This window comes from Mesorhizobium sp. USDA 4413, assembly GCF_056280365.1.
In genome coordinates this window covers 569557-590320 of the sequence record NZ_JBVPRP010000001.1, presented here as the reverse complement: position 1 = coordinate 590320, position 20764 = coordinate 569557, and the positions used below count along the sequence as shown (strand labels likewise).

Genomic DNA, 20764 nt, shown 5'->3' with positions numbered 1-20764 from the left:
CAGTCTCAGGCGGCTTGCGCGGCAGAGGGCGCCGCCATCAGTCGGGCGCCGTCATGGCCGGTGATCACGGCATCGACGATCTCGCCGGGCGCGCCGGTGCCGATCGCGGCCAGCGTGAATCCTTCGGTGCGTCCGAGCCCATCGCGCTCGATGAGGATCGACTGCCTGGTGCCGGGAAGCGATGAAAGGTGGCGGCGATAGGCGGCCTCGCCGGCGGCGCGCAGCCTTGCGGCGCGCACCTTTACCACCTCGCGGGGGACTTGCGGCATGCGCGCGGCGGGCGTGCCCTCGCGTGGTGAGAAGGGGAAGACGTGGAGATGCGTCAGCCCGCACTCCTCGACGATCCTCTCCGAATTCTCGAACATCGCCTCGGTCTCGGTCGGGAAGCCGGCGATGATGTCGGCGCCGAAGACGACGCCCGGGCGCAGCTTGCGCACATCCTCGCAGAAGCGGATCGACTGGTCGCGCAGATGGCGGCGCTTCATGCGCTTCAGGATCATGTCGTCGCCCGACTGCAGCGACAGATGCAGATGCGGCATCAGCCTACGCTCGGTGGCGATGGCATCGAGCAGGTCGTCGTCGGCCTCGATGGAATCGATGGAGGACAATCTCAGCCGCTTCACATCCGGCACCTGGCGCAGGATCGTCTTCACCAGCTTTCCGAGTTTTGGCGCGCCCGGCAGGTCGGCGCCGAAACTGGTCATGTCGACGCCGGTCAAAACAATCTCGGCATAGCCGTTGCCGGCGAGGCGTTTGACCTGCTCGACCACCGCGCCCATGGGCACGGAGCGCGAATTGCCGCGCCCATAGGGAATGATGCAGAAGGTGCAGCGATGGTCGCAGCCATTCTGCACCTGCACGAAGGCGCGCGCCCGGCCCTCGATGGCGTCGACCATGTGGCCTGCCGTCTCGCGCACCGAAAAGATGTCGTTGACACGCGCCTTCTCGGTGTCGTTGACGCCGAAATCGGGCAGCGGGCGATAGGAATTGGCCTTGAGCTTCTCCTCATTGCCGAGCACGAGGTCGACCTCGTGCATGGCGGCGAAATTCTGCGGCTCGGTCTGCGCCGCGCAGCCGGTGACGATGATGCGCGCCGAAGGATTCTCGCGGCGCGCCTTGCGGATCGCCTGTTTGGCCTGGCGCACCGCTTCCGCAGTGACGGCGCAGGTGTTGAAGATGACGGCCCCGCCTTGCAGCGCGCCCAGGCCAGCGCTCTCGGCCTCGCGGCGCATCACTTCCGATTCATAGGTGTTAAGGCGGCAGCCGAAGGTGACGACGTCGATGCCCTTGCCGGCGGGGGCTTCGGGCGCGCCTTTTTGAAGGACGGACATCAGGCGGCGCTTTCGGTGTCGCGGGCCCAGGCGCCGGTCGAGGGATCGAAGCTGCCGGAAAACTCCCATTCGGCAGCACCGGTCAGGATGACGTGGTCGTCGTCGCGCCATTCGACATTGAGTTCGCCGCCACCGGGCGTCAGCAGCGAGACGCTGCGGCCGGTGCGCTTGGTGCGGGCGGCAGCGACCACGGCGGCGCAGGCGGCCGAGCCGCAGGCCTTGGTGAGGCCCGCGCCGCGCTCCCAGGTGCGGATGATCATCCTTTCAGGCGACGTCACCTGGGCGATGGTGATGTTGGCGCGCTCGGGGAAAATCGGATGGTTTTCGAGCAGCGGGCCGAAGCGGTCGAGCTCGTAGGACCAGACGTCATTGTCGACCCAGAAGATGGCGTGCGGATTGCCCATCGACACGGCCGAGGGCGAATGCAACACCGGCGCGTCGATCGGGCCGATCTGCAGCTCGATTATGCGGGTGTCGCGAAATTCTTCCGCCAGCGGGATCTCCTGCCAGCCGAAACGCGGCTTGCCCATGTCAACCGAGATCGTGCCGTCGGCATGCTCCTGAGCATTGAGGATTCCGGCGCGCGTCTCGAAAGTGAAGCTCTTCTGGCCGGTCTCGGCGGCCAGAGCCTGCACGACGCAGCGCATGCCGTTGCCGCAGGCCTGCGCGCTGCTGCCATCGGAATTCAGGATGTCGATATAATAGGCGGTGCCCGGCGTGCGCGCGTCATGGATCGCCATGATCTGGTCGAACCTGGTCGCTGCATCGGCGTTGAGGGCGATCGCCGCCGTCGCCGTCACCTTGTCGGCGCGGCCACGCATATCGGCAACGATAATCTCGTTGCCGATCCCATTCATCTTGGCGAAGGGGGCGGTGCCTGCCATCTAACCGGTCATTCCAGTTCCATTTGGCCGCTATATGGCTGAAACGGCCCGGAATTACCAGTCCAACCGAGTCTTATGTGACGGCGAAGACGCCGAGCACGATCAGCAGGAAGATGATCAGCACGATGCCGATGAGGATGCGCGCGCCGGTAGCAGCCGCGCCAGCCAAAGCCGGCATGCCGAGCAGGCTCGCGGCGGCGGCAATGATGAGAAGGATGATGATCCACCTGATCATGGGAAGCTCCGGCGAAATTGCGTCGGCGGATCAACGCGTTTGGCCGGTTTGGGTTCCTTTGTAGATGGCCGGCACGTCCCATAGCTCGCCCGGCCGCATGGCGCGGAAACGCTCCGGCGAGAGGTCTTCGGCAGCCAACGCCTCGGCCAGTTTATGGGCCGGTTCCTCGACCGGCTCGTCGGTGAGATGGAATGTGCCCCAGTGGCAGCCGGCGGCGAAGGCGGCGTTGCAGAGCTTCATGCCTTGCACGGCCTCCTCAGGGTTCTGATGCTGCGGCGCCATGAACCAGCGCGGCTCATAGGCGCCGATCGGCAGGATGGCGAGGCGGAACCCGCCATGCTTTTCCGCCATCAGCCGGTAGTTGATGCCGTCATGGAAGCCGGTGTCGCCGGCGAAATAGATATTGCCGCCCGCCGTTTCGATGACAAAGCTCGCCCACAGCGCCATGCAGCGGTCGCGTCCGCCACGCGCCGACCAGTGATGCGCCGGCTCGATATGGATGGCGGCCGCGCCGATGTCGACCCGGTCGCCCCAATCATGCGCGCCGAGGCGCATGCCAGGCACAGCGCGGCCGATGACGGCGTCGTTGCCGAGCGGCGTGATCACCAGCGGGTCGTGGCTCTCCTTCAGTCGCCTCAGCGTGGCGAGGTCGAGATGGTCGTAGTGATTGTGGCTGACCAGGACCAGGTCGATCGGCGGCAGGTCGGCAAAGGCGATGCCCGGCGCATTGACCCTTCTCGGACCGGCAAAGGCGAAGGGCGAGGCGCGCTCCGACCAGATTGGATCGGTCAGGATGTTCAGGCCCGCCGTCTGGATGAGCAGGCACGCATGGCCAACCATGGTGAGCCGAAGCGCGCCGCCATCCAGCCGACCCTCTGGTTTTGCCAGCGGATGGGGGCTCGGAAAGGCGGCCGGCCATTTCGCCCGCTTGCCGCCGAACTGCCATCTGAGGAGATCGCTGAAGCGCCCGGGCGGCTTGCCGCCGGGGTTGAAGAACAAGGCACCGTCGAAATGATCGCTGGGCGGCCCGCTATAATAGCGGTTGGCGGTTCTTTTTCTCGCGGTCATTCTCTCTTCCCGCCGGCTCGGTCCTTCGTGAGATAAGGAAGCGCCCGCCTGGCGCAAGCATTTTGCTGGCGAATGCCAACGAGCGAAGCCCTCTTCCATTAAGATTGGATGAGAGGGGACGACCGCCATGGCGATGAAGCGGACCAAGACACCGTGGATGAAGGCCGAGGATTTCGGCCGCTCGCTGCCGCATGGGGTCGGCGTGAACCTTCTGGTCACCGACATGGCGGCGATGGAGACCTTCTGCCGCGAAGTGCTCGGCGCCAGGATCATCTATGCCGACGAGGATTTCGCGGCGATCGAGCTTTTGGGCTCGATCTTCATGCTGCATGCCGACCATTCCTATCTCGACAATCCAATGACTGGGGTCACTTCGGGCATCGAGACACGCGGCGCCGGCATAGAGCTGCGTCTTTACGGCGCCGATCCGGATGCGGTCGAGAAAAAGGCGGCGGCGCTCGGCCACATCGTGCTGGCCGGCGCGATCGACAAGCCGCATGGGCTGCGTGAATGCTACATCGTCGGTCCGGACGGCTATGTATTTGTGCCCAGCGCCCGAATTTAGCGCTGCATTTCAAGAGCTTAGCGGCATCCGCCGCCGGCGTCCCCGATGCTGTTCTCTTGCTGCGACAAATTTGCAACAGCCGGCTCGAAAACCCTATTTTAACCATATCGGGTTGAAATTCTGCCACCTTCGCCGTCTTGGTGAAGCGAAGATTACGCGGATGGCTCCCCCCCGGCCGGATCCGACGGAGGTTTTGATGAATTTTTCGATGACCCGCCCCTTTTCGCGGAGCGGCTTCGTGGCCGTATCGCTGGCCGCGCTGGTTGCGAGCGGCTGTTCGACCTCGCGCTTCTCGTCGATGGACGACCAGCAGCCGGCGCCGCTGACGCCGGCGCCGTCCGGCACGGTGACGCAGAACCAGCTGCCGCCGCCGGCTTCCCCTGGCACCACCGACCCGTCGCAATTCCCGACCGCGCCGAAGAACACCCAGGTCGCTTCGCTGCCGCCGGACGGCACGGCGCCCGCCGGCGCCACCGACCTCACCGCGGCCAGCGTCGCCGGCGTGTGGAACGTCAATGTCTCCGGGCAGAGCTGCAAGGTGGCGACGCCGCAGACCAAGTTCGGCGCCGGCTACCGCGCCGGTCCGCTGCACTGCCCGGCGCCTATCGATGGCATCAAATCGTGGAATGTCGCCGGCAAGCAGCTGACGCTTTACGACGAAAATGGCGGCACGCTGGCCAGGCTCTATTCCTCGGGCGGCGAAAAGTTCGACGGCCAGACTTCCAATGGGCAGCCCATCTCGCTTACAAGGTAGGGCGAGAGTGTGCTGATATTCAGGTGAGGCCGGCCTGTAAGCGGCGGCTTCCTGCACCCATCATTGTGCTCAATATAGACGACGTGAACCATGCACCTGCGTGACGGCCTCCAGACCCACGCGACCGTCAAGCAGCGCTACGATCATCTCGTCCAGAGCGGCGCGGTCGAGCGCGATCCGGCGCAGGAGCGCATCATCGCCGCGCTCGACCGGCTGATCGACGAGATCTCGGCCAAAAGGCTGGCGCATAAATCGAGCGCGCTGGGCTGGCTGTTCGCCGCCAAGCGGCAGCCTCGCGAGCCGGTCAAGGGCCTCTACATCCATGGCGGCGTCGGTCGCGGCAAGACCATGCTGATGGACATGTTCTTCGAGCTGTTGCCGGTGCGGCGCAAGCGCCGCGTGCATTTCAACGACTTCATGGCCGATGTGCAGGACCGCATCCAGAAGCACCGGCAGGCGCGCAAGGAAGGTACGGTCAAGGAAGACGACCCGATCCCGCCGGTGGCGCGGGCGCTCGCCGACCAAGCCTGGGTGCTGTGCTTCGACGAATTCTCCGTCACCGACATCGCCGACGCGATGATCCTGTCGCGGCTGTTCTCGGCGCTGTTTTCCAATGGCGTGGTGCTGGTCGCCACCTCCAATGTGGCGCCGGAGAACCTCTATCGCGACGGGCTGAATCACCAGCTCTTCCTGCCGTTCATCTCGCTGCTCGAGCGCAATGCCCATGTGATGACGCTCGACGCCGAGAAGGACTACCGGCAGGAAAAGCTCAATCGTCTGCCGGTCTATGTCACGCCGGCCGACGCTTCGGCCGATCGCGCGCTGGATGAGACCTGGAGGGCGATGACGCATGGCAAGCCGACCGAAGCGGTGACGCTGACGCTGAAAGGCCGCCAGCTCGTCGTGCCGCGCGCCGCGGGCGACGCCGCGCGCTTCTCCTTCGCCGACCTCTGCGAAAAGCCGCTCGGCGCGCGCGACTATCTGGCGATCGCCGACCGCTTCTCGACCGTCTTCATCGACCATGTGCCGGTGCTGGGCGAAGGCAAACGCAACGAGGCCAAGCGCTTCATCCTTTTGATCGACACGCTCTACGATCGCCACATGCGGCTGGTGATGAGTGCCGCGGCGTCACCCGAAAGGCTCTACACGGCCAAGCGCGGCACGGAGGTGTTCGAATTCGAGCGCACTGCCTCGCGCCTGGTCGAAATGCAGAGCCGCGACTGGCTGGAAAGCTGGACGGAACGGCGAGAGATGGCGCCGGTAGCAGAGGCAAGGCAGGCGCAGGGATAGAATGTTGTTCCGCCGCTCTCTTTGTCCCGTGGCAGGTTGGCGAAGTCCGCCGCGGCAGCTGAAGCGGCGGCGTATCTTCGTCATTCTAGGGCGGAGCAAGGAGCGAAGCGACGCGCGCAGACCCTAGGATCCATGCCCTGACATTGGCCGTAGAATGCAACGGTCCAGAATAGCCGTTGGCGATAGCGCCAGGTAAGATCGCAGCATGACCGGCTACGTTTACATGACCGCAAGCCAGAAAGGCGGCACGATCTATATCGGTGTCACCAACGACCTTGCTCGTCGCATCCCCGAGCATAAGACCGGCCAAGGCTCCAGCTTCACCAGCCGTTACGGTGTGCAGCGTCCCGTCTGGTACGAGGAGTATGTCGACATCACCGACCCCATCCAGCGCGAGACGTCATTGAAGCGTTGGCCACGACAGTGGAAGATCGAACTCATCGAGAAGAGCAATCCGGAATGGTTCGAGCTGTTTCGCGGAATTGGCTGGTGAGCGTTCTGGACCGTGACGGCGCTCAGGCGTCACGGCGTGGATTCTAGGGTCTGCGCGCGTCGCTTCGCTCCTTGCTCCGCCCTAGAATGACGAAGGACAGGCTGGCGATCCTTCCCGCGCCCCTCTGCCCTGCCGGGCATCCCTCAAACAGGGAGAGATCCTCAAGGGGGAGATTTACCATCGCATCACAACAGCGTCATCGCCGGGATGAAGCCTTCGGATTTCGACGTTCATTGTGTAAATTCTCCTCAGTCGGCTCACAAATTTTGACGTTTACGTAATTCCCAAAGCATCTAACCGATTGAAAACACAGGAGTCGAAATAATCGTTTGAATTTTTCTTTGGCCGGCGGTATTCGGTGCGGCCAAATCCTGCGGTTTCCCGCATCCTTTCGGCCTCCCGGCCCCGTCACGACCTCGTCACAGACAAAGGGAAAACATCCTTATCATGGCACGCAACAAGATAGCGCTCATCGGCTCGGGCATGATCGGCGGCACGCTCGCCCATATGATCGGCCTCAAGGATCTCGGGGACGTGGTGCTGTTCGATATCGCCGAGGGCATTCCGCAGGGCAAGGGCCTCGACATAGCGCAGTCCTCGCCGGTCGACGGCTTCGATTCCCGGCTGACCGGCGTCAACGACTATGCCGGCATCGAGGGCGCGGATGTGTGCATCGTGACCGCCGGCGTGCCGCGCAAGCCGGGCATGAGCCGCGACGACCTTCTCGGCATCAACCTCAAGGTGATGGAACAGGTCGGCGCCGGCCTCAAGAAGTACGCGCCGAAGGCCTTCGTCATCTGCATCACCAACCCGCTCGACGCGATGGTGTGGGCGCTGCAGAAGTTCTCCGGCCTGCCGACCAGCCATGTCGTCGGCATGGCCGGGGTGCTCGACAGCGCCCGCTTCCGTTATTTCCTGGCGGAGGAGTTCAAGGTCTCGGTCGAGGATGTGACCGCCTTCGTGCTCGGCGGCCATGGCGACTCGATGGTGCCGATGATCCGCTATTCGACCGTCTCCGGCATTCCGCTGCCCGATCTCGTCAAGATGGGCTGGACTTCGAAGGAAAAGCTCGACCAGATCGTGCAGCGCACCCGCGACGGCGGCGCCGAGATCGTCGGCCTGCTCAAGACCGGCTCGGCCTATTACGCGCCGGCCGCCTCGGCGATCGCCATGGCCGAATCCTACCTCAAGGACAAAAAGCGCGTGCTTCCGTGTGCTGCGCATCTGTCGGGCCAGTATGGCATCAAGGGCACCTATGTCGGCGTGCCGGTGGTGATCGGCGCCGGCGGCGTCGAGCGCGTCATCGAGATCGACCTGTCCAAGGCCGAGCAGAAGATGTTCGACAATTCGGTTGCGGCCGTCCAGGGCCTGACCGAAGCCTGCACCAAGATCGCCCCGCATCTCGCCGGCAAGTAATCGTCCTACCCGGAGACCAAGCGCATGAACATCCATGAGTATCAGGCCAAGGCGCTGCTGAAGACGTTCGGCGCGCCGGTCGCAAGCGGCGTCCCGGTGTTCAAGGCGAGCGAGGCGGAAGCTGCCGCCAAGGCGCTGCCCGGTCCGCTCTATGTGGTGAAGAGCCAGATCCATGCCGGCGGCCGCGGCAAGGGCAAGTTCAAGGAGCTCGGCCCCGACGCCAAGGGCGGCGTGCGGCTGGCGAAGTCGGCGGCGGAAGTCGTCGCCAACGCCAACGAGATGCTCGGCCACACGCTGGTCACCAAGCAGACCGGGCCAGCCGGCAAGCAGGTCAACCGGCTCTATATCGAGGACGGCGCCGACATAGCCCGCGAGCTTTATCTGTCGATCCTGGTCGACCGCTCGGTCGGCCGCATCGCCTTCGTCGTCTCGACCGAGGGCGGCATGGACATCGAGACGGTCGCGCATGACACGCCGGAAAAGATCGTCACCGTCGCCATCGATCCGGAAAAAGGCGTGACGGCGGACGACGTGAAGACGCTCAACGGCGCGCTGAAGCTCGACGGCGACGCCGCGACGGACGGCGCTTCGCTGTTCCCGACGCTCTACAAGGCCTTCGTCGAGAAGGATATGAGCCTGCTCGAGGTCAATCCGCTGATCGTCATGAAAGACGGGCATCTGCGCGTGCTCGACGCAAAGGTCTCGTTCGACAACAACGCGCTGTTCCGCCACCCGGACGTGATGGAATTGCGCGACACCACACCGAAGAGGACGAGAAGGAGATCGAGGCGTCGAAATACGACCTCGCCTATGTCGCGCTCGACGGCAATATCGGCTGCATGGTCAATGGCGCAGGCCTTGCCATGGCGACGATGGACATCATCAAGCTCTACGGTGCTGAGCCGGCTAACTTCCTCGACGTCGGCGGCGGCGCCTCCAAGGAAAAGGTCACGGCGGCGTTCAAGATCATCACCAAGGATCCGGCGGTCGAAGGCATCCTGATCAACATCTTCGGCGGCATCATGAAGTGCGACGTCATCGCCGAGGGCGTGATCGCCGCCGTCAAGGAAGTGGGGCTGAAGGTGCCGCTGGTGGTGCGGCTGGAAGGCACCAATGCCGAGCTCGGCAAGAAGATCATCAACGACAGCGGCCTGAATGTCGTCTCGGCCGACGACCTCGATGACGCGGCCAAGAAGATCGTCAAGGCGGTGAAGGGCTGAGCGGATGCCTCCGCGCAAGATAAACCTGGTCGAGGCCGCGGATCAAAAGATCGCCAAGGTCTTCGATCCGCACATTGCCGGCGACGTCAACGATGCCCAAGCGAAGGTCGCCAAGTTCGGCGAGGTCTTCGACTGGCATGCGCATGACCATGAGGACGAGGCTTTCCTGGTGCTGCGCGGCAGGATCGCCATCGATTTCCGCGACGGGCCGGTCGAGCTCGGCGAGGGCGATTTCATCGTCGTGCCGCGCGGCGTCGAGCATCGGCCGCGCTCGCTGACGAAGGAGCCGGTGGTGCTGATGTTCGAACCGGCGACGACGCTCAACACCGGCAATGCCCGGAGTGACCTCACCGTCACCGACCTGAAGCGGCTCTGAGCCATGAACGCGTCGCCCTTCTCCTCCCTCTCGGACGCTCACCAACGCCTGCAGGCGCTAGTCGGCGCGTGGCGCGGCGAGGAAGAGGTCGCGGCGACGCAATGGACCGATGCCGGCGCGGCGACTTCGGAAGTGCTGGCGGAGGCGCAGTTCGGCGGCCTGTTCGTGGTGCAGCGCTATCGCCAGCGCCGCGACGGCACGGTCTCGTTCGGTGCGCACAATGTGTTCGGCTTCGACCAGCAGAACGGACTCGTCACCATGCATCAGTTCGACTCGATGGGGTTCGTGCCGATGTCACCGGCCACTGGTACGTGGAACGGCAACGAACTGGTCCTGGAGCGGTCGTCGCCGCGCGGCGCAGCCTGCGTGACATATGGTTTTGACGGCGCCGATACTTATCGCATGAGACTTCAATTCAAGCCTACGGGCAGCGATGCCTGGCAAGACATGGTGAGCGGGCTCTACCGGCGCGTCTCGCCTTCCACGATCAACGGTTTTTAGAAAAGGGCCGCGATGTCCATTCTCGTCGACAAGAACACCAAGGTGCTGGTGCAGGGCCTGACCGGCAAGACCGGCACCTTCCACACCGAGCAGGCGCTGGCCTATCACGGCACCAAGATGGTGGGCGGCATCCATCCGAAGAAGGGCGGCGAGACCTGGACCGGCTCGAAGGGCGAGAGCCTGCCGATCTTCGCCACGGTGGCCGAGGGCAAGGCCAGGACCGGCGCCAACGCATCGGTCATCTATGTGCCGCCGGCGGGCGCTGGCGAAGCCATCATCGAGGCGATCGAGGCCGAGATCCCGCTGATCGTCTGCATCACCGAAGGCATCCCGGTGATGGACATGGTCAAGGTCAAGGCGCGGCTCGACCGCTCGGCTTCGCGGCTGATCGGCCCGAACTGCCCGGGCGTGCTGACGCCTGACGAATGCAAGATCGGCATCATGCCCGGCAACATCTTCCGCAAGGGCTCGGTGGGCGTTGTTTCGCGCTCGGGAACACTTACCTATGAGGCAGTCTTCCAGACCACCAATGTCGGCCTCGGCCAGACCACGGCGGTGGGCATCGGCGGCGACCCGGTCAAGGGCACCGAATTCATCGACGTGCTGGAGATGTTCCTTGCCGACGACGAGACCAAGTCGATCATCATGATCGGCGAGATCGGCGGCTCGGCCGAGGAAGACGCCGCGCAGTTCCTCAAGGACGAAGCCAAGCGCGGCCGCAAGAAACCGATGGCGGGTTTCATCGCCGGGCGCACGGCGCCGGCGGGCCGCACCATGGGTCATGCGGGCGCGGTGATCTCGGGCGGCAAGGGCGGCGCGGAAGACAAGATCGCCGCGATGGAATCGGCTGGCATCAGGGTCTCGCCCTCTCCGGCGCGGCTCGGCACGACGCTGGTCGAGGCGATCAAGGGTTAAGGCAGTAAGGGAGTAGGGCAGTAGGGGAGTAAGGGAATAGGAAGAACGGGGCGCGCGGCAACAATTGCCACTTTCCCTACCGCCTTACTCCCCTATTCCCTTACTCCCCTCCGAACAGGAGACGGAGCCGGGCTCCGCAGATGAAAATGGCAAGACAAGATCAGGCCAACGACCAATTCTCGCTCACCTCATTCCTCTATGGCGGCAATGCCGACTATATCGACGCGCTCTATGCCGCCTATGAGGACAATCCGGCCTCGGTCGATCCGGAGTGGCAGGATTTCTTCGCCGCGCTGAAGGATGACGCTGGCGACGTGCGCAAGAACGCCAAGGGCGCCTCCTGGGCGAAGCCTTCCTGGCCGCCGACGGCCAATGGCGAGCTGGTCTCGGCGCTCGACGGCAATTGGGGCCTGGTCGAGAAGGCGATCGAAAAGAAGGTGAAGGAAAAGGCTGTCGTCAACGGCGCCGTGCTTTCCGACGCCGACGTGCACCAGGCGACGCGCGATTCCGTGCGCGCCATCATGATGATCCGCGCCTACCGCATGCGCGGCCACCTGCACGCCAATCTCGACCCGCTCGGCATTGCCAAGCCGCTCGAAGACTATAACGAGCTGTCGCCGGAGAATTACGGCTTCACCGAAGCCGACTACGACCGGCCGATCTTTCTCGACAATGTGCTCGGGCTCGAATTCGGCACCATCCGGCAGATGCTGGACATCCTGACCCGCACCTATTGCTCGACGCTCGGCGTCGAGTTCATGCATATCTCCGATCCGGAAGAGAAGGCCTGGATCCAGGCCCGCATCGAAGGCGCCGACAAGGAGATCACCTTCACCGCAACCGGCAAGAAGGCGATCCTGTCGAAGCTAATCGAGGCCGAGGGTTTCGAGCAATATATCGACGTCAAGTACAAGGGCACCAAGCGCTTCGGCCTCGACGGCGGCGAAGCGCTGATCCCGGCGCTGGAGCAGATCATCAAGCGCGGCGGCCAGCTCGGCCTCAAGGAGGTCGTGCTCGGCATGGCGCATCGCGGCCGCCTCAACGTGCTTTCCCAGGTGATGGGCAAGCCGCACCGCGCCATCTTCCACGAGTTCAAGGGCGGCTCGGCCGCGCCGGACGATGTCGAGGGCTCGGGCGACGTGAAGTACCATCTCGGCGCCTCGTCGGACCGCGAGTTCGACGGCAACAAGGTGCATCTGTCGCTGACGGCCAACCCCTCGCATCTGGAAATCGTCGACCCCGTGGTGATGGGCAAGGCGCGCGCCAAGCAGGATCAGCTCGCCGGTCGCGAGCGCGGCGAGATCGTGCCGCAGTCGGAACGCGCCAAGGTGATGCCGCTGCTGCTCCACGGCGATGCGGCGTTTGCCGGCCAGGGCGTGATCGCCGAAATGTTCGGGCTGTCCGGCCTGCGCGGCCATCGCGTCGCCGGCACGCTGCATTTCATCATCAACAACCAGATCGGCTTCACCACCAATCCGCGCTTCTCGCGTTCGTCGCCCTATCCGTCGGATGTGGCCAAGATGATCGAAGCGCCGATCTTCCACGTCAACGGCGACGATCCGGAGGCGGTGGTGCATGCCGCCAAGGTTGCGACCGAATTCCGCATGAAGTTCCACAAGCCGGTGGTGGTGGACATGTTCTGCTACCGCCGCTTCGGCCACAATGAGGGCGACGAGCCGTCCTTCACCCAGCCGATCATGTACCGCAACATCCGCAATCATAAGACGACGGTGCAGATCTATGCCGACCGGCTGATCGCCGAAGGCCACGTCACCCAAGCCGAGGTCGACAAGATGCGGGCCGACTGGCGTGCGCATCTCGAGGCCGAATTTGAAGTCGGCCAGCACTACAAGCCGAACAAGGCCGACTGGCTGGACGGCGCGTGGTCGGGCCTGCGCACCGCCGACAATCAGGACGAACAGCGGCGCGGCAAGACCGCCGTGCCGGTGCGCACGCTGAAGGAGATCGGCAAGAAGCTGACCGAGGTGCCGAAGGATTTCGAGGCGCACAAGACCATCCTGCGCTTCCTCGAAAACCGCCGCCAGGCGATCGAATCCGGCGAAGGCATCGACTGGTCGACGGCCGAGGCGCTGGCTTTCGGCGCCATCCTGCTCGACGGCAACCCGATCCGGCTTTCCGGCCAGGATTCGGAACGCGGCACCTTCTCGCAGCGCCATTCGGTGCTTTACGACCAGCGCGACGAGACCCGCTACATCCCGCTCAACAATCTCTCGGCGGCGCAGGCCGGCTACGAGGTCATCAACTCGATGCTCTCGGAAGAGGCGGTGCTCGGCTTCGAATATGGCTACAGCCTGGCCGAGCCCAAGGCGCTGACGCTCTGGGAGGCGCAGTTCGGCGACTTCGCCAATGGCGCCCAGGTGGTGTTCGACCAGTTCATCTCGTCGGGCGAGCGCAAGTGGCTGCGCATGTCCGGTCTCGTCTGCCTGTTGCCGCATGGCTATGAGGGCCAGGGGCCGGAGCACTCGTCGGCGCGGCTGGAGCGCTTCCTGCAGCTCTGCGCCGAAGACAACATGCAGGTCGCCAACGTCACCACGCCGGCCAACTACTTCCATATCCTGCGCCGGCAACTGAAGCGCGACTTCCGCAAGCCGCTGATCCTGATGACGCCGAAGTCGCTGTTGCGCCACAAGCGCGCGGTGTCGACGCTGTCGGAGATGGCGGGCGAGAGCTCGTTCCACCGGCTGCTTTGGGATGACGCGCAGCTGTTGCCGAACCAGCCGATCAAGCTGGTGAAGGACTCCAAGATCCGCCGCGTCGTGCTGTGTTCGGGCAAGGTCTATTACGACCTCTATGAGGAGCGCGAGAAGCGCGGCATCAACGACATCTATCTGCTGCGCGTCGAACAGCTCTATCCGTTCCCGGCCAAGGCGCTGATCACCGAATTGTCGCGTTTCCGCAATGCCGAGATGGTGTGGTGCCAGGAGGAGCCCAAGAACATGGGGGCCTGGTCGTTCATCGATCCCTATCTCGAATGGGTGCTGGCGCATATCGACGCCAAGCATCAGCGGGTGCGCTACACCGGGCGGCCGGCCTCGGCCTCGCCGGCGACAGGGTTGATGTCGAAGCATCTCAGCCAGCTCGCGGCGCTGCTCGACGACGCTCTCGGCGAATAACCGGGCGAAACAGACCTCAAGAAGACAAGAGAACGGACAGGCACAATGGCTACCGAAATCCGCGTCCCCACTCTCGGCGAATCCGTCACCGAGGCGACTGTCGGCAAGTGGTTCAAGAAGGTCGGCGACGCGATCGCCGCCGACGAGCCGCTGGTCGAGCTCGAAACCGACAAGGTGACGGTGGAAGTGCCCGCCGCGGGCGCCGGGACGCTGGCCGAGATCACCGTCAAGGAAGGCGAGACGGTGAATGTCGGCGCGCTGCTCGGCTCGATTTCGGCGGGCGGCGCGGCCGCCGCTCCTGCCACGAAGCCGCAGGCGGTGGCGCAGGCTTCCAGCCCCGACGCCGCGTCCACCACCAAGCAGGCCGCGGCCGAAACCGCCAAGATGGCCGGCGATGCCGGTCCGGTCGAGCCGCGCGCCATGCCGCCAGCCCCGGCCGCGGCCAAGCTGATCGCGGAACACAATCTCTCGGTCGACCAGTTGTCCGGTTCCGGCAAGCGCGGCCAGGTGCTGAAGGGCGACGTGCTCGACGCCATCGCCAGGGGCGCGCCGTCGCAGCCGGCCGAGACGCCGAAGGCTGCTCCTGCTCCAGCGCCCGTCGCGGCTCGCGCGCCGTCTTCGGCCGAGGATGCGCCCCGCGAGGAGCGCGTGCGCATGACCAAGCTGCGTCAGACCATCGCGCGCCGCTTGAAGGAAGCGCAGTCGACCGCCGCCATGCTCACCACCTTCAACGAGGTGGACATGAGCGCGGTGATGGCGCTGCGGGCCAAATACAAGGACGTTTTCGAGAAGAAGCATGGCGTGAAGCTCGGCTTCATGGGCTTCTTCACCAAGGCTGTGACCCATGCGTTGAAGGAAATCCCGGCCGTCAATGCCGAGATCGACGGCAGCGACATCATCTACAAGAATTTCGCCCATGTCGGCGTTGCCGTCGGCACGGACAAGGGCCTGGTGGTGCCGGTGGTGCGCGACGCCGACCAGATGTCCATCGCCGAGATCGAAAAGGAGATCGGGCGGCTGGGCCTTGCCGCGCGCGACGGCAAGCTGTCGGTCGCGGACATGCAAGGAGGCACGTTTACGATTTCCAACGGTGGCGTCTATGGCTCGTTGATGTCGACGCCGATCCTGAATGCGCCGCAGTCGGGCATCCTCGGCATGCACAAGATCCAGGAGCGGCCGGTGGTGGTCGGCGGTCAGATCGTCATCCGGCCGATGATGTATTTGGCGCTCTCCTATGACCACCGTATCGTGGACGGCAAGGAAGCCGTGACCTTCCTGGTGCGCGTCAAGGAAAGCCTGGAGGATCCCGAGCGGCTGGTGCTCGATTTGTGAGCAGGTCTGTCGCGCTGTGAGCGGCTGGCTGGAAGGGTTGGGGTTCAAGCTGGGCCGCGGTTTGCGGCGCAGCCTCCTTCTGCTCGGTGTCTCCACTGCCATACCGGCACCGGCAATTGCTGCCGACTGGGATGTCTCCATGGCCAGCAGCAATTTCGGCATATTCGCGCTCTCCGACACCCAACTGGCGGAACGCAGGATCACGGTCACGCCGATCGGCGAGCTGGAACTGCCGACCGGCGAGATCATCGCCTGCGATCCCCTGATCACGGACGACAATTGGCCGGCGCTGGCCCGCAAGGTGAAGCCCGGGCATTATCCGGTCACGCTGTTCGAGGCGCAGGGCCGCGTGGCAGCGGCCTTCCTACGCTTTCGGCCTAGCGTGCCAGTGCGCTGGGAGCTCGCGACGTTGCCAGACCAGGACGTCTCGACGCTGAAAGGCGACGAGATCTTCGGCTATCCCGTCGATGCCGGCCTCGGCTCGTTCATGGATAAGGCGGCGATGGCCCTGATGTCGGCCGCGCAGGACAAGCTCAAGCCCGACCAGAATTACTATGACGATGTGCTGGCGGCCGAGTTCGCGCCCAACCAGGACCGGTTCGTCATGCACCGTCCGGCCGCCGGCAGTCCGGTCAACATAGCGATGTTCTGGAGCGGCTGGGGCGACGGGTTCTACCCGTCCTTCTGGGGACTCGACGCGACCGGCGAGCCGGTGGTCCTGATGACCGATTTCGGCGTGCTTGAAAACGCCGACGGCCGCGAGAGCGACCAGGCCAAGTGATGACGAATGCCGCCTCGCCCATGATCGGATTGATGGCCGGATCGCTGGCGCTCGCAGCCGCGAATTCAGGCGCCCAGGCCGCCTGCCCGATCCAGCTTGCTGTCTATGGCGAGGCCCGGAGTGGCGCCGAGATCGACTTCACCCCGGCCGGCACTTCGGCCACGATCACCAACGCATTCCGCATGATCCTCGACAACAATGTCGTGCTCGACGGCATCGCGATGTGGACCGAGGGGTCGGCGGCGCGGCCGCATGGATCGCTGATGTATAAGTGCCCGACCGGCGACGTCACCGGCGAGGAGCTTGCCGCCTGCACGGTCTGGGAAGGCGTCATCTACAGCGCCGACGAGAAGGGCGGCGTCGGCCTGCTGCCGGCCGAGGGCCCCGACGCGCCGAAAAGCCTGATCTTCCCCGATCTCGGGCCCTCGCTCGAAATGTCGGCCGCTTATGGCCCGACCGGCTTCTCCAAAGTGCCATGGGACATTTTCGTGCTAAAGGGCTGCCAGGAATGAGCGCAGACAGGAAAACGCTGCTGGTCACGGGCGGCAGCCGGGGCATCGGGGCCGCGATCTGCCGGCAGGCGAACCGGGCCGGCTACCGGGTGGCGGTGAATTATGTGTCCAACCAGGCGGCGGCTGATGCGCTGGTCGCCGAGCTCAAAGCCGCAGGCGGCGATGCCTTCGCGGTCAGGGGCGATGTCGGCAATGAGGCCGATGTGATTGCTATGTTCGAAGCGGTGGACCGGGCCTTCGGCCGGCTCGACGCCTTCGTCAACAATGCCGGCATCGTAGACGTCAAGGCCCGGGTCGACGAGATGAGCATGGCGCGGCTGGAGCGCATGATGCGCATCAATGTCGTCGGTTCGTTCCTGTGCGCCCGTGAAGCGGTGAAGCGCATGTCGACCCGTCACGGCGGCAAGGGCGGCGCCATCGTCAACCTGTCCTCGGCGGCCGCCAGGCTCGGCTCGCCAGGCGAATATGTCGATTACGCCGCCTCAAAGGGCGCGATCGACACCATGACCATCGGACTGGCGCGTGAGGTGGTCCTCGAAGGTATCCGCGTCAATGCAGTCAGCCCGGGCATTACCGAGACCGAAATCCACGCCTCGGGCGGCCAGCCGGACCGCGTGGCGCGGATGCAGGACGCGCTGCCGATGAAACGCGCCGGCACGGCCGATGAGGTCGCGAGCGCGGTTCTTTATCTTTTGTCGGATGCGGCCTCCTATGTAACGGGCGCGATCCTGAATGTGAGCGGCGGCCGATAGGCGCCAAAGCAAAGGACAGTTTCATGGCTTATGACGTCGTAATCATCGGATCGGGACCGGGCGGCTATGTCTGCGCCATCAAGGCGGCGCAGCTGGGCCTGAAGACGGCGGTGGTCGAGAAGGACGCAACCTTCGGCGGCACCTGCCTCAACATCGGCTGCATTCCCTCCAAGGCGCTGCTCCATGCCTCCGAGATGTTCGCGGAAGCCGGCCACGCTTTCGATACGCTGGGCATTGAGTTACCGGCGCCGAAGCTCAACCTGAAGAAGATGATGGCGCACAAGGACGCGACGGTCGCCTCCAACGTCAACGGCGTCGCCTTCCTGTTCAAGAAGAACAAGATCGACAGCTTCCGCGGCACCGGCAAGGTGATTTCCGCCGGCAAGGTTTCGGTGACCGGCGAGGACGGCAAGGTCGAGGAAATCGAGACGAAGAACATCGTCATCGCCACCGGCTCCGACGTCGCCGGCATTCCGAGCGTCAAGGTCGATTTCGACGAGAAGGTGATCATCTCCTCCACCGGCGCGCTTTCGCTGGCCAAGGTGCCCGCCACCCTCGTGGTGGTCGGCGGCGGCGTCATCGGGCTGGAGCTCGGCTCGGTGTGGGCCAGGCTCGGCGCCAAGGTCACGGTCGTCGAGTTCCTCGACACCATTCTCGGCGGCATGGACGGCGAGGTGTCGAAGCAGTTCCAGCGGCTACTCTCCAAGCAGGGTTTCGAGTTCAAGCTCGGCGCCAAGGTCACCGGCGTCCTCAAGACCAAAAAGGGCGCGACCGTCACCTTCGAGCCGGTCAAGGGCGGCGCAGCCGAAACCATCGAGGCCGACGTGGTGCTGGTCGCCACCGGACGGCGCCCCTATGCCGACAGCCTCGGGCTGAAGGAAGCAGGCGTCGAGGTCGACGAGCGCGGCCGGGTGAAGACCGACGGGCATCTCAGGACCAATGTTCCCGGCATCTATGCCATAGGCGACGTCGTCGCGGGGCCGATGCTGGCGCACAAGGCCGAGGACGAGGGTGTCGCGGTGGCAGAGACGATCGCCGGCCAGGCCGGCCATGTGAACTACGACGTCATCCCGAGCGTCGTCTACACCAGCCCGGAAATCGCCTCCGTCGGCAAGACCGAGGAGGAATTGAAGAAGGCAGGCATCGACTACAAGGTCGGGAAATTCCCGTTCAGCGCTAACGGCCGCGCGCGCGCCATGCTGCACACCGACGGTTTCGTGAAGATCCTGGCCGACAAGGCCAGCGACCGCGTGCTCGGCGTCCATATCGTCGGCTTCGGCGCCGGCGAGATGATCCACGAGGCGGCGGTGCTGATGGAATTCGGCGGCTCGTCGGAAGACCTCGCCCGCACCTGCCACGCGCATCCGACCATGTCGGAAGCGGTGAAGGAAGCGGCGCTGGCGACGTTCTTCAAGCCGATCCATATTTAGTCGGTAAGGGCCGTAGCTCGCGACCTCGTCATTCTATGGCGAAGCAAGGAGTGGAGCGACGCAGCGCAGAACAGAGAATCCATGCCGTGACGCTAAGGCTTTGCAACAATTACAGAATTCTGCACCGTTGCACTCTATGGCAACAGTAACCGCATGGATACTCGGATCAAGCCCGAGTAAGACGAAGGCGTGATTGCGCAAAACAAAACGGCCCGCCTTTCGGCGGGCCGTTCGTTCTTAAGCTGCAGCCCGATTACTGAGCCGGAGCAGGCGCAGGCGCCGGAGCAGGGGTCGGCGCGGGTGCAGGAGTCGGGGCTGGCGCCGGAGTGGGCGCAGGTGCCGGCTCGGGCGCCGGAGTTGGCGTTGCGGGCGCGGGAGCCGGCGTGCTGGCAGCCGGGGGCTCAGCCGTGGCGGGGCCATGCTCGCCGCCGCTTCTGCCAAAGACATAATACGCAACGATGGCCAGGATAATGACAACAAGGGCGATCAGCCACCCGCTGCCGCCACCACCGCCACGCGAGGGGGGAGGCGTGCTCGAAGGGGTGTAGGGATCGTTAGGGTTCGCCATGAAACGTGTCCTCCTTGGATGAAAGTCATCAAAATAACAGCCATCAACGCGCTGAGCCCGGATCGGGTTTCACGCGAACGGACGGAAAGCGCTGAAAAACCGGCGTTTTCAGGTCCGCCAGCCGCCAGACGACTCAGTTGACGGCGGTAACACTATACCCTGCCTTGCGAAAATCCTCGACCAGTCCTTCCGGACCGGGCAGATGCATGGCACCGACGGCCATGAAAACGTTGCCCTTGGCGCAACATCGGCCCGGCATGCGCGGCCATCACCTTGTTGCGGCTGGTGATCATAGTCTGCTCGAAGGCGGCATAGCCGGCCTGGTCGTCGGCGGCGTCGGGCAGCACCGCCTTGAAGAGCGGCCAGAACATGCCGACCTCGCCGCGCTGGTAGAGCACGATCATCGTTTCGTTCACGTCGTTCACCTTGTCGCCGAGCTTCATCGTCTCGACCAGGCTCTTCATGTGAAATTCGAGCGGCAGCGAGGCCATGGCGCGCAACTGATCGACGGCGGTCTCGAGTCCTTCGACGTCCTTGCCCGAGGCCTTGGCCTCCGAGGCCAGCTTGATGTCCAGCACGGGTTCGCCGGCGCTCTGGCGCGCCACCTCGCAAGCCGGCAGCGCCATCATCGCCGACAGGATCCACGGCTTCATCTTGGCGACCGTCGCCGGCGGAATGCCGCGGGCGTCGAGCCCCTTGTTCAGCGCCGCCGCATCTTCGGGCGACAGCAGCGACGACAGCGTGGTGTTGTCGGTGAACATCATCAAGCCGGGTTCGCTTGCCATCGCGGCCATCATCTTGGCCTTGTCCATCGCATCGGTGGTTTCGATGACGATAGTGTCGGCGCCGTCATAGGCTTTTTGCGCGGCTGCCGGCAGCGTGGTGACGCGCGTATCCGTCATGTGCATGGTGCCGAACAGATAGGACGGCTTTTCGCCCGGTTTCTCCAGCTTCCACAGCAAGCCCTTGCCGTTGGGAACGGCCGCCGCCTCGGTCTCGACCTTCTTAAAGGCGGCGGGATCGTTCTTTTCCAGCGCGGACAGAAGATCTGTGCCCACGCAATTGGGCGTTTCGGCATGCGCCCGGCCGGCAAGCAGCAGAACGACGAGGAAAGACAGGAAAAACAGCAGGTTGAGCGCTGCGAGCAGCTTCAACGAGACAAGGGCCGCGCGGTCGGCGATGGCAATGACGCGTTTCATGGAAAGTG

At 64.4% G+C, this 20764-nt stretch carries 18 protein-coding genes and 2 pseudogenes; 15 read left to right on the top strand and 5 right to left on the bottom strand.

What is annotated here, in order from left to right; translation table 11 throughout:
- Nucleotides 1-5: 5 nt before the first annotated feature.
- The 4 genes from mtaB to ACVMIM_RS02970 all read right to left on the bottom strand — a co-directional run bounded on the left by mtaB (nucleotide 6) and on the right by ACVMIM_RS02970 (nucleotide 3518).
- Complete coding sequence (gene mtaB, locus ACVMIM_RS02985; RefSeq protein WP_476110321.1) at nucleotides 6-1331, bottom strand: tRNA (N(6)-L-threonylcarbamoyladenosine(37)-C(2))-methylthiotransferase MtaB; 1326 nt, start codon at nucleotides 1329-1331, stop codon at nucleotides 6-8.
- Nucleotides 1331-2215, bottom strand: coding sequence for a diaminopimelate epimerase (dapF, locus tag ACVMIM_RS02980; protein WP_476110320.1), 885 nt, complete (start codon nucleotides 2213-2215; stop codon nucleotides 1331-1333). The genes mtaB and dapF overlap by 1 nt, the downstream gene beginning before the upstream one ends.
- Nucleotides 2216-2288: 73 nt before the next feature.
- Nucleotides 2289-2450 carry a DUF1328 family protein gene (locus ACVMIM_RS02975; RefSeq protein WP_031195454.1) on the bottom strand — a complete coding sequence of 54 codons (162 nt, stop codon included), beginning with the start codon at nucleotides 2448-2450 and terminating at the stop codon, nucleotides 2289-2291.
- Nucleotides 2451-2480: 30 nt separating this feature from the next.
- Complete coding sequence (locus ACVMIM_RS02970) at nucleotides 2481-3518, bottom strand: MBL fold metallo-hydrolase (protein WP_476110317.1); 1038 nt, start codon at nucleotides 3516-3518, stop codon at nucleotides 2481-2483.
- A 127-nt stretch (nucleotides 3519-3645) separates the two neighbouring features.
- Between ACVMIM_RS02970 and ACVMIM_RS02965 the strand changes: the two genes are divergently transcribed.
- The 15 genes and pseudogenes from ACVMIM_RS02965 to lpdA all read left to right on the top strand — a co-directional run bounded on the left by ACVMIM_RS02965 (nucleotide 3646) and on the right by lpdA (nucleotide 18989).
- Nucleotides 3646-4083 (top strand): VOC family protein, encoded by a 438-nt coding sequence (locus tag ACVMIM_RS02965; protein WP_476110315.1) that lies wholly within the window; start codon nucleotides 3646-3648, stop codon nucleotides 4081-4083.
- A 196-nt stretch (nucleotides 4084-4279) separates the two neighbouring features.
- Nucleotides 4280-4837, top strand: coding sequence for a protease inhibitor Inh/omp19 family protein (locus ACVMIM_RS02960; RefSeq protein ID WP_476110313.1), 558 nt, complete (start codon nucleotides 4280-4282; stop codon nucleotides 4835-4837).
- 90 nt (nucleotides 4838-4927) lie between these two features.
- The gene (gene zapE, locus ACVMIM_RS02955; RefSeq protein ID WP_476110312.1) at nucleotides 4928-6127 is read left to right on the top strand and encodes a cell division protein ZapE; all 1200 of its coding nucleotides are present in this window, start codon (nucleotides 4928-4930) and stop codon (nucleotides 6125-6127) included.
- Nucleotides 6128-6332: 205 nt separating this feature from the next.
- Nucleotides 6333-6620, top strand: a complete 288-nt coding sequence (locus ACVMIM_RS02950; RefSeq protein WP_476110311.1) for a GIY-YIG nuclease family protein — start codon at nucleotides 6333-6335, stop codon at nucleotides 6618-6620.
- A 447-nt stretch (nucleotides 6621-7067) separates the two neighbouring features.
- Nucleotides 7068-8036 (top strand): malate dehydrogenase, encoded by a 969-nt coding sequence (gene mdh / locus ACVMIM_RS02945; protein WP_476110309.1) that lies wholly within the window; start codon nucleotides 7068-7070, stop codon nucleotides 8034-8036.
- 24 nt (nucleotides 8037-8060) lie between these two features.
- A pseudogene (sucC, locus tag ACVMIM_RS02940) lies at nucleotides 8061-9256 on the top strand (ADP-forming succinate--CoA ligase subunit beta).
- A 4-nt stretch (nucleotides 9257-9260) separates the two neighbouring features.
- The gene (locus tag ACVMIM_RS02935; protein ID WP_041010995.1) at nucleotides 9261-9632 is read left to right on the top strand and encodes a cupin domain-containing protein; all 372 of its coding nucleotides are present in this window, start codon (nucleotides 9261-9263) and stop codon (nucleotides 9630-9632) included.
- Nucleotides 9633-9635: 3 nt separating this feature from the next.
- Entirely contained in the window at nucleotides 9636-10133 is a 498-nt protein-coding gene (locus tag ACVMIM_RS02930) for a DUF1579 family protein (protein ID WP_476110307.1), read from the top strand.
- Between the two features lie 12 nt (nucleotides 10134-10145).
- Nucleotides 10146-11048: a succinate--CoA ligase subunit alpha gene (sucD, locus tag ACVMIM_RS02925; protein ID WP_278049903.1), complete on the top strand. Its 903-nt coding sequence runs from the start codon at nucleotides 10146-10148 to the stop codon at nucleotides 11046-11048.
- Nucleotides 11049-11194: 146 nt separating this feature from the next.
- Complete coding sequence (locus ACVMIM_RS02920) at nucleotides 11195-14182, top strand: 2-oxoglutarate dehydrogenase E1 component (RefSeq protein ID WP_476110305.1); 2988 nt, start codon at nucleotides 11195-11197, stop codon at nucleotides 14180-14182.
- A 45-nt stretch (nucleotides 14183-14227) separates the two neighbouring features.
- On the top strand, nucleotides 14228-15514 hold the full coding sequence (gene odhB / locus ACVMIM_RS02915; protein WP_476110303.1) for a 2-oxoglutarate dehydrogenase complex dihydrolipoyllysine-residue succinyltransferase: 1287 nt from the start codon (nucleotides 14228-14230) through the stop codon (nucleotides 15512-15514).
- A gap of 139 nt (nucleotides 15515-15653) precedes the next feature.
- Nucleotides 15654-16295: a DUF4241 domain-containing protein gene (locus ACVMIM_RS02910; protein ID WP_476110302.1), complete on the top strand. Its 642-nt coding sequence runs from the start codon at nucleotides 15654-15656 to the stop codon at nucleotides 16293-16295.
- Complete coding sequence (locus ACVMIM_RS02905) at nucleotides 16295-16807, top strand: hypothetical protein (RefSeq protein WP_476110300.1); 513 nt, start codon at nucleotides 16295-16297, stop codon at nucleotides 16805-16807. The genes ACVMIM_RS02910 and ACVMIM_RS02905 overlap by 1 nt, the downstream gene beginning before the upstream one ends.
- Nucleotides 16804-17559 (top strand): SDR family oxidoreductase, encoded by a 756-nt coding sequence (locus ACVMIM_RS02900; protein ID WP_476110298.1) that lies wholly within the window; start codon nucleotides 16804-16806, stop codon nucleotides 17557-17559. Before ACVMIM_RS02905 ends, ACVMIM_RS02900 begins: the two co-directional genes overlap by 4 nt.
- 23 nt (nucleotides 17560-17582) lie before the next feature.
- On the top strand, nucleotides 17583-18989 hold the full coding sequence (lpdA, locus tag ACVMIM_RS02895; protein ID WP_476110296.1) for a dihydrolipoyl dehydrogenase: 1407 nt from the start codon (nucleotides 17583-17585) through the stop codon (nucleotides 18987-18989).
- Between the two features lie 701 nt (nucleotides 18990-19690).
- On the opposite strand, the pseudogene ACVMIM_RS02890 reads toward lpdA, so the two are convergent.
- A pseudogene (locus ACVMIM_RS02890) lies at nucleotides 19691-20756 on the bottom strand (TraB/GumN family protein).
- Nucleotides 20757-20764: the final 8 nt, after the last annotated feature.

Coding starts and splice junctions, on each gene's coding strand:
- mtaB (WP_476110321.1), bottom strand. CDS start 1,331: ATGTCCGTCCTTCAAAAAGGCGCGCCCGAAGCCCCCGCCGGCAAGGGC.
- dapF (WP_476110320.1), bottom strand. CDS start 2,215: ATGGCAGGCACCGCCCCCTTCGCCAAGATGAATGGGATCGGCAACGAG.
- ACVMIM_RS02975 (WP_031195454.1), bottom strand. CDS start 2,450: ATGATCAGGTGGATCATCATCCTTCTCATCATTGCCGCCGCCGCGAGC.
- ACVMIM_RS02970 (WP_476110317.1), bottom strand. CDS start 3,518: ATGACCGCGAGAAAAAGAACCGCCAACCGCTATTATAGCGGGCCGCCC.
- ACVMIM_RS02965 (WP_476110315.1), top strand. CDS start 3,646: ATGGCGATGAAGCGGACCAAGACACCGTGGATGAAGGCCGAGGATTTC.
- ACVMIM_RS02960 (WP_476110313.1), top strand. CDS start 4,280: ATGAATTTTTCGATGACCCGCCCCTTTTCGCGGAGCGGCTTCGTGGCC.
- zapE (WP_476110312.1), top strand. CDS start 4,928: ATGCACCTGCGTGACGGCCTCCAGACCCACGCGACCGTCAAGCAGCGC.
- ACVMIM_RS02950 (WP_476110311.1), top strand. CDS start 6,333: ATGACCGGCTACGTTTACATGACCGCAAGCCAGAAAGGCGGCACGATC.
- mdh (WP_476110309.1), top strand. CDS start 7,068: ATGGCACGCAACAAGATAGCGCTCATCGGCTCGGGCATGATCGGCGGC.
- ACVMIM_RS02935 (WP_041010995.1), top strand. CDS start 9,261: ATGCCTCCGCGCAAGATAAACCTGGTCGAGGCCGCGGATCAAAAGATC.
- ACVMIM_RS02930 (WP_476110307.1), top strand. CDS start 9,636: ATGAACGCGTCGCCCTTCTCCTCCCTCTCGGACGCTCACCAACGCCTG.
- sucD (WP_278049903.1), top strand. CDS start 10,146: ATGTCCATTCTCGTCGACAAGAACACCAAGGTGCTGGTGCAGGGCCTG.
- ACVMIM_RS02920 (WP_476110305.1), top strand. CDS start 11,195: ATGGCAAGACAAGATCAGGCCAACGACCAATTCTCGCTCACCTCATTC.
- odhB (WP_476110303.1), top strand. CDS start 14,228: ATGGCTACCGAAATCCGCGTCCCCACTCTCGGCGAATCCGTCACCGAG.
- ACVMIM_RS02910 (WP_476110302.1), top strand. CDS start 15,654: ATGGCCAGCAGCAATTTCGGCATATTCGCGCTCTCCGACACCCAACTG.
- ACVMIM_RS02905 (WP_476110300.1), top strand. CDS start 16,295: ATGACGAATGCCGCCTCGCCCATGATCGGATTGATGGCCGGATCGCTG.
- ACVMIM_RS02900 (WP_476110298.1), top strand. CDS start 16,804: ATGAGCGCAGACAGGAAAACGCTGCTGGTCACGGGCGGCAGCCGGGGC.
- lpdA (WP_476110296.1), top strand. CDS start 17,583: ATGGCTTATGACGTCGTAATCATCGGATCGGGACCGGGCGGCTATGTC.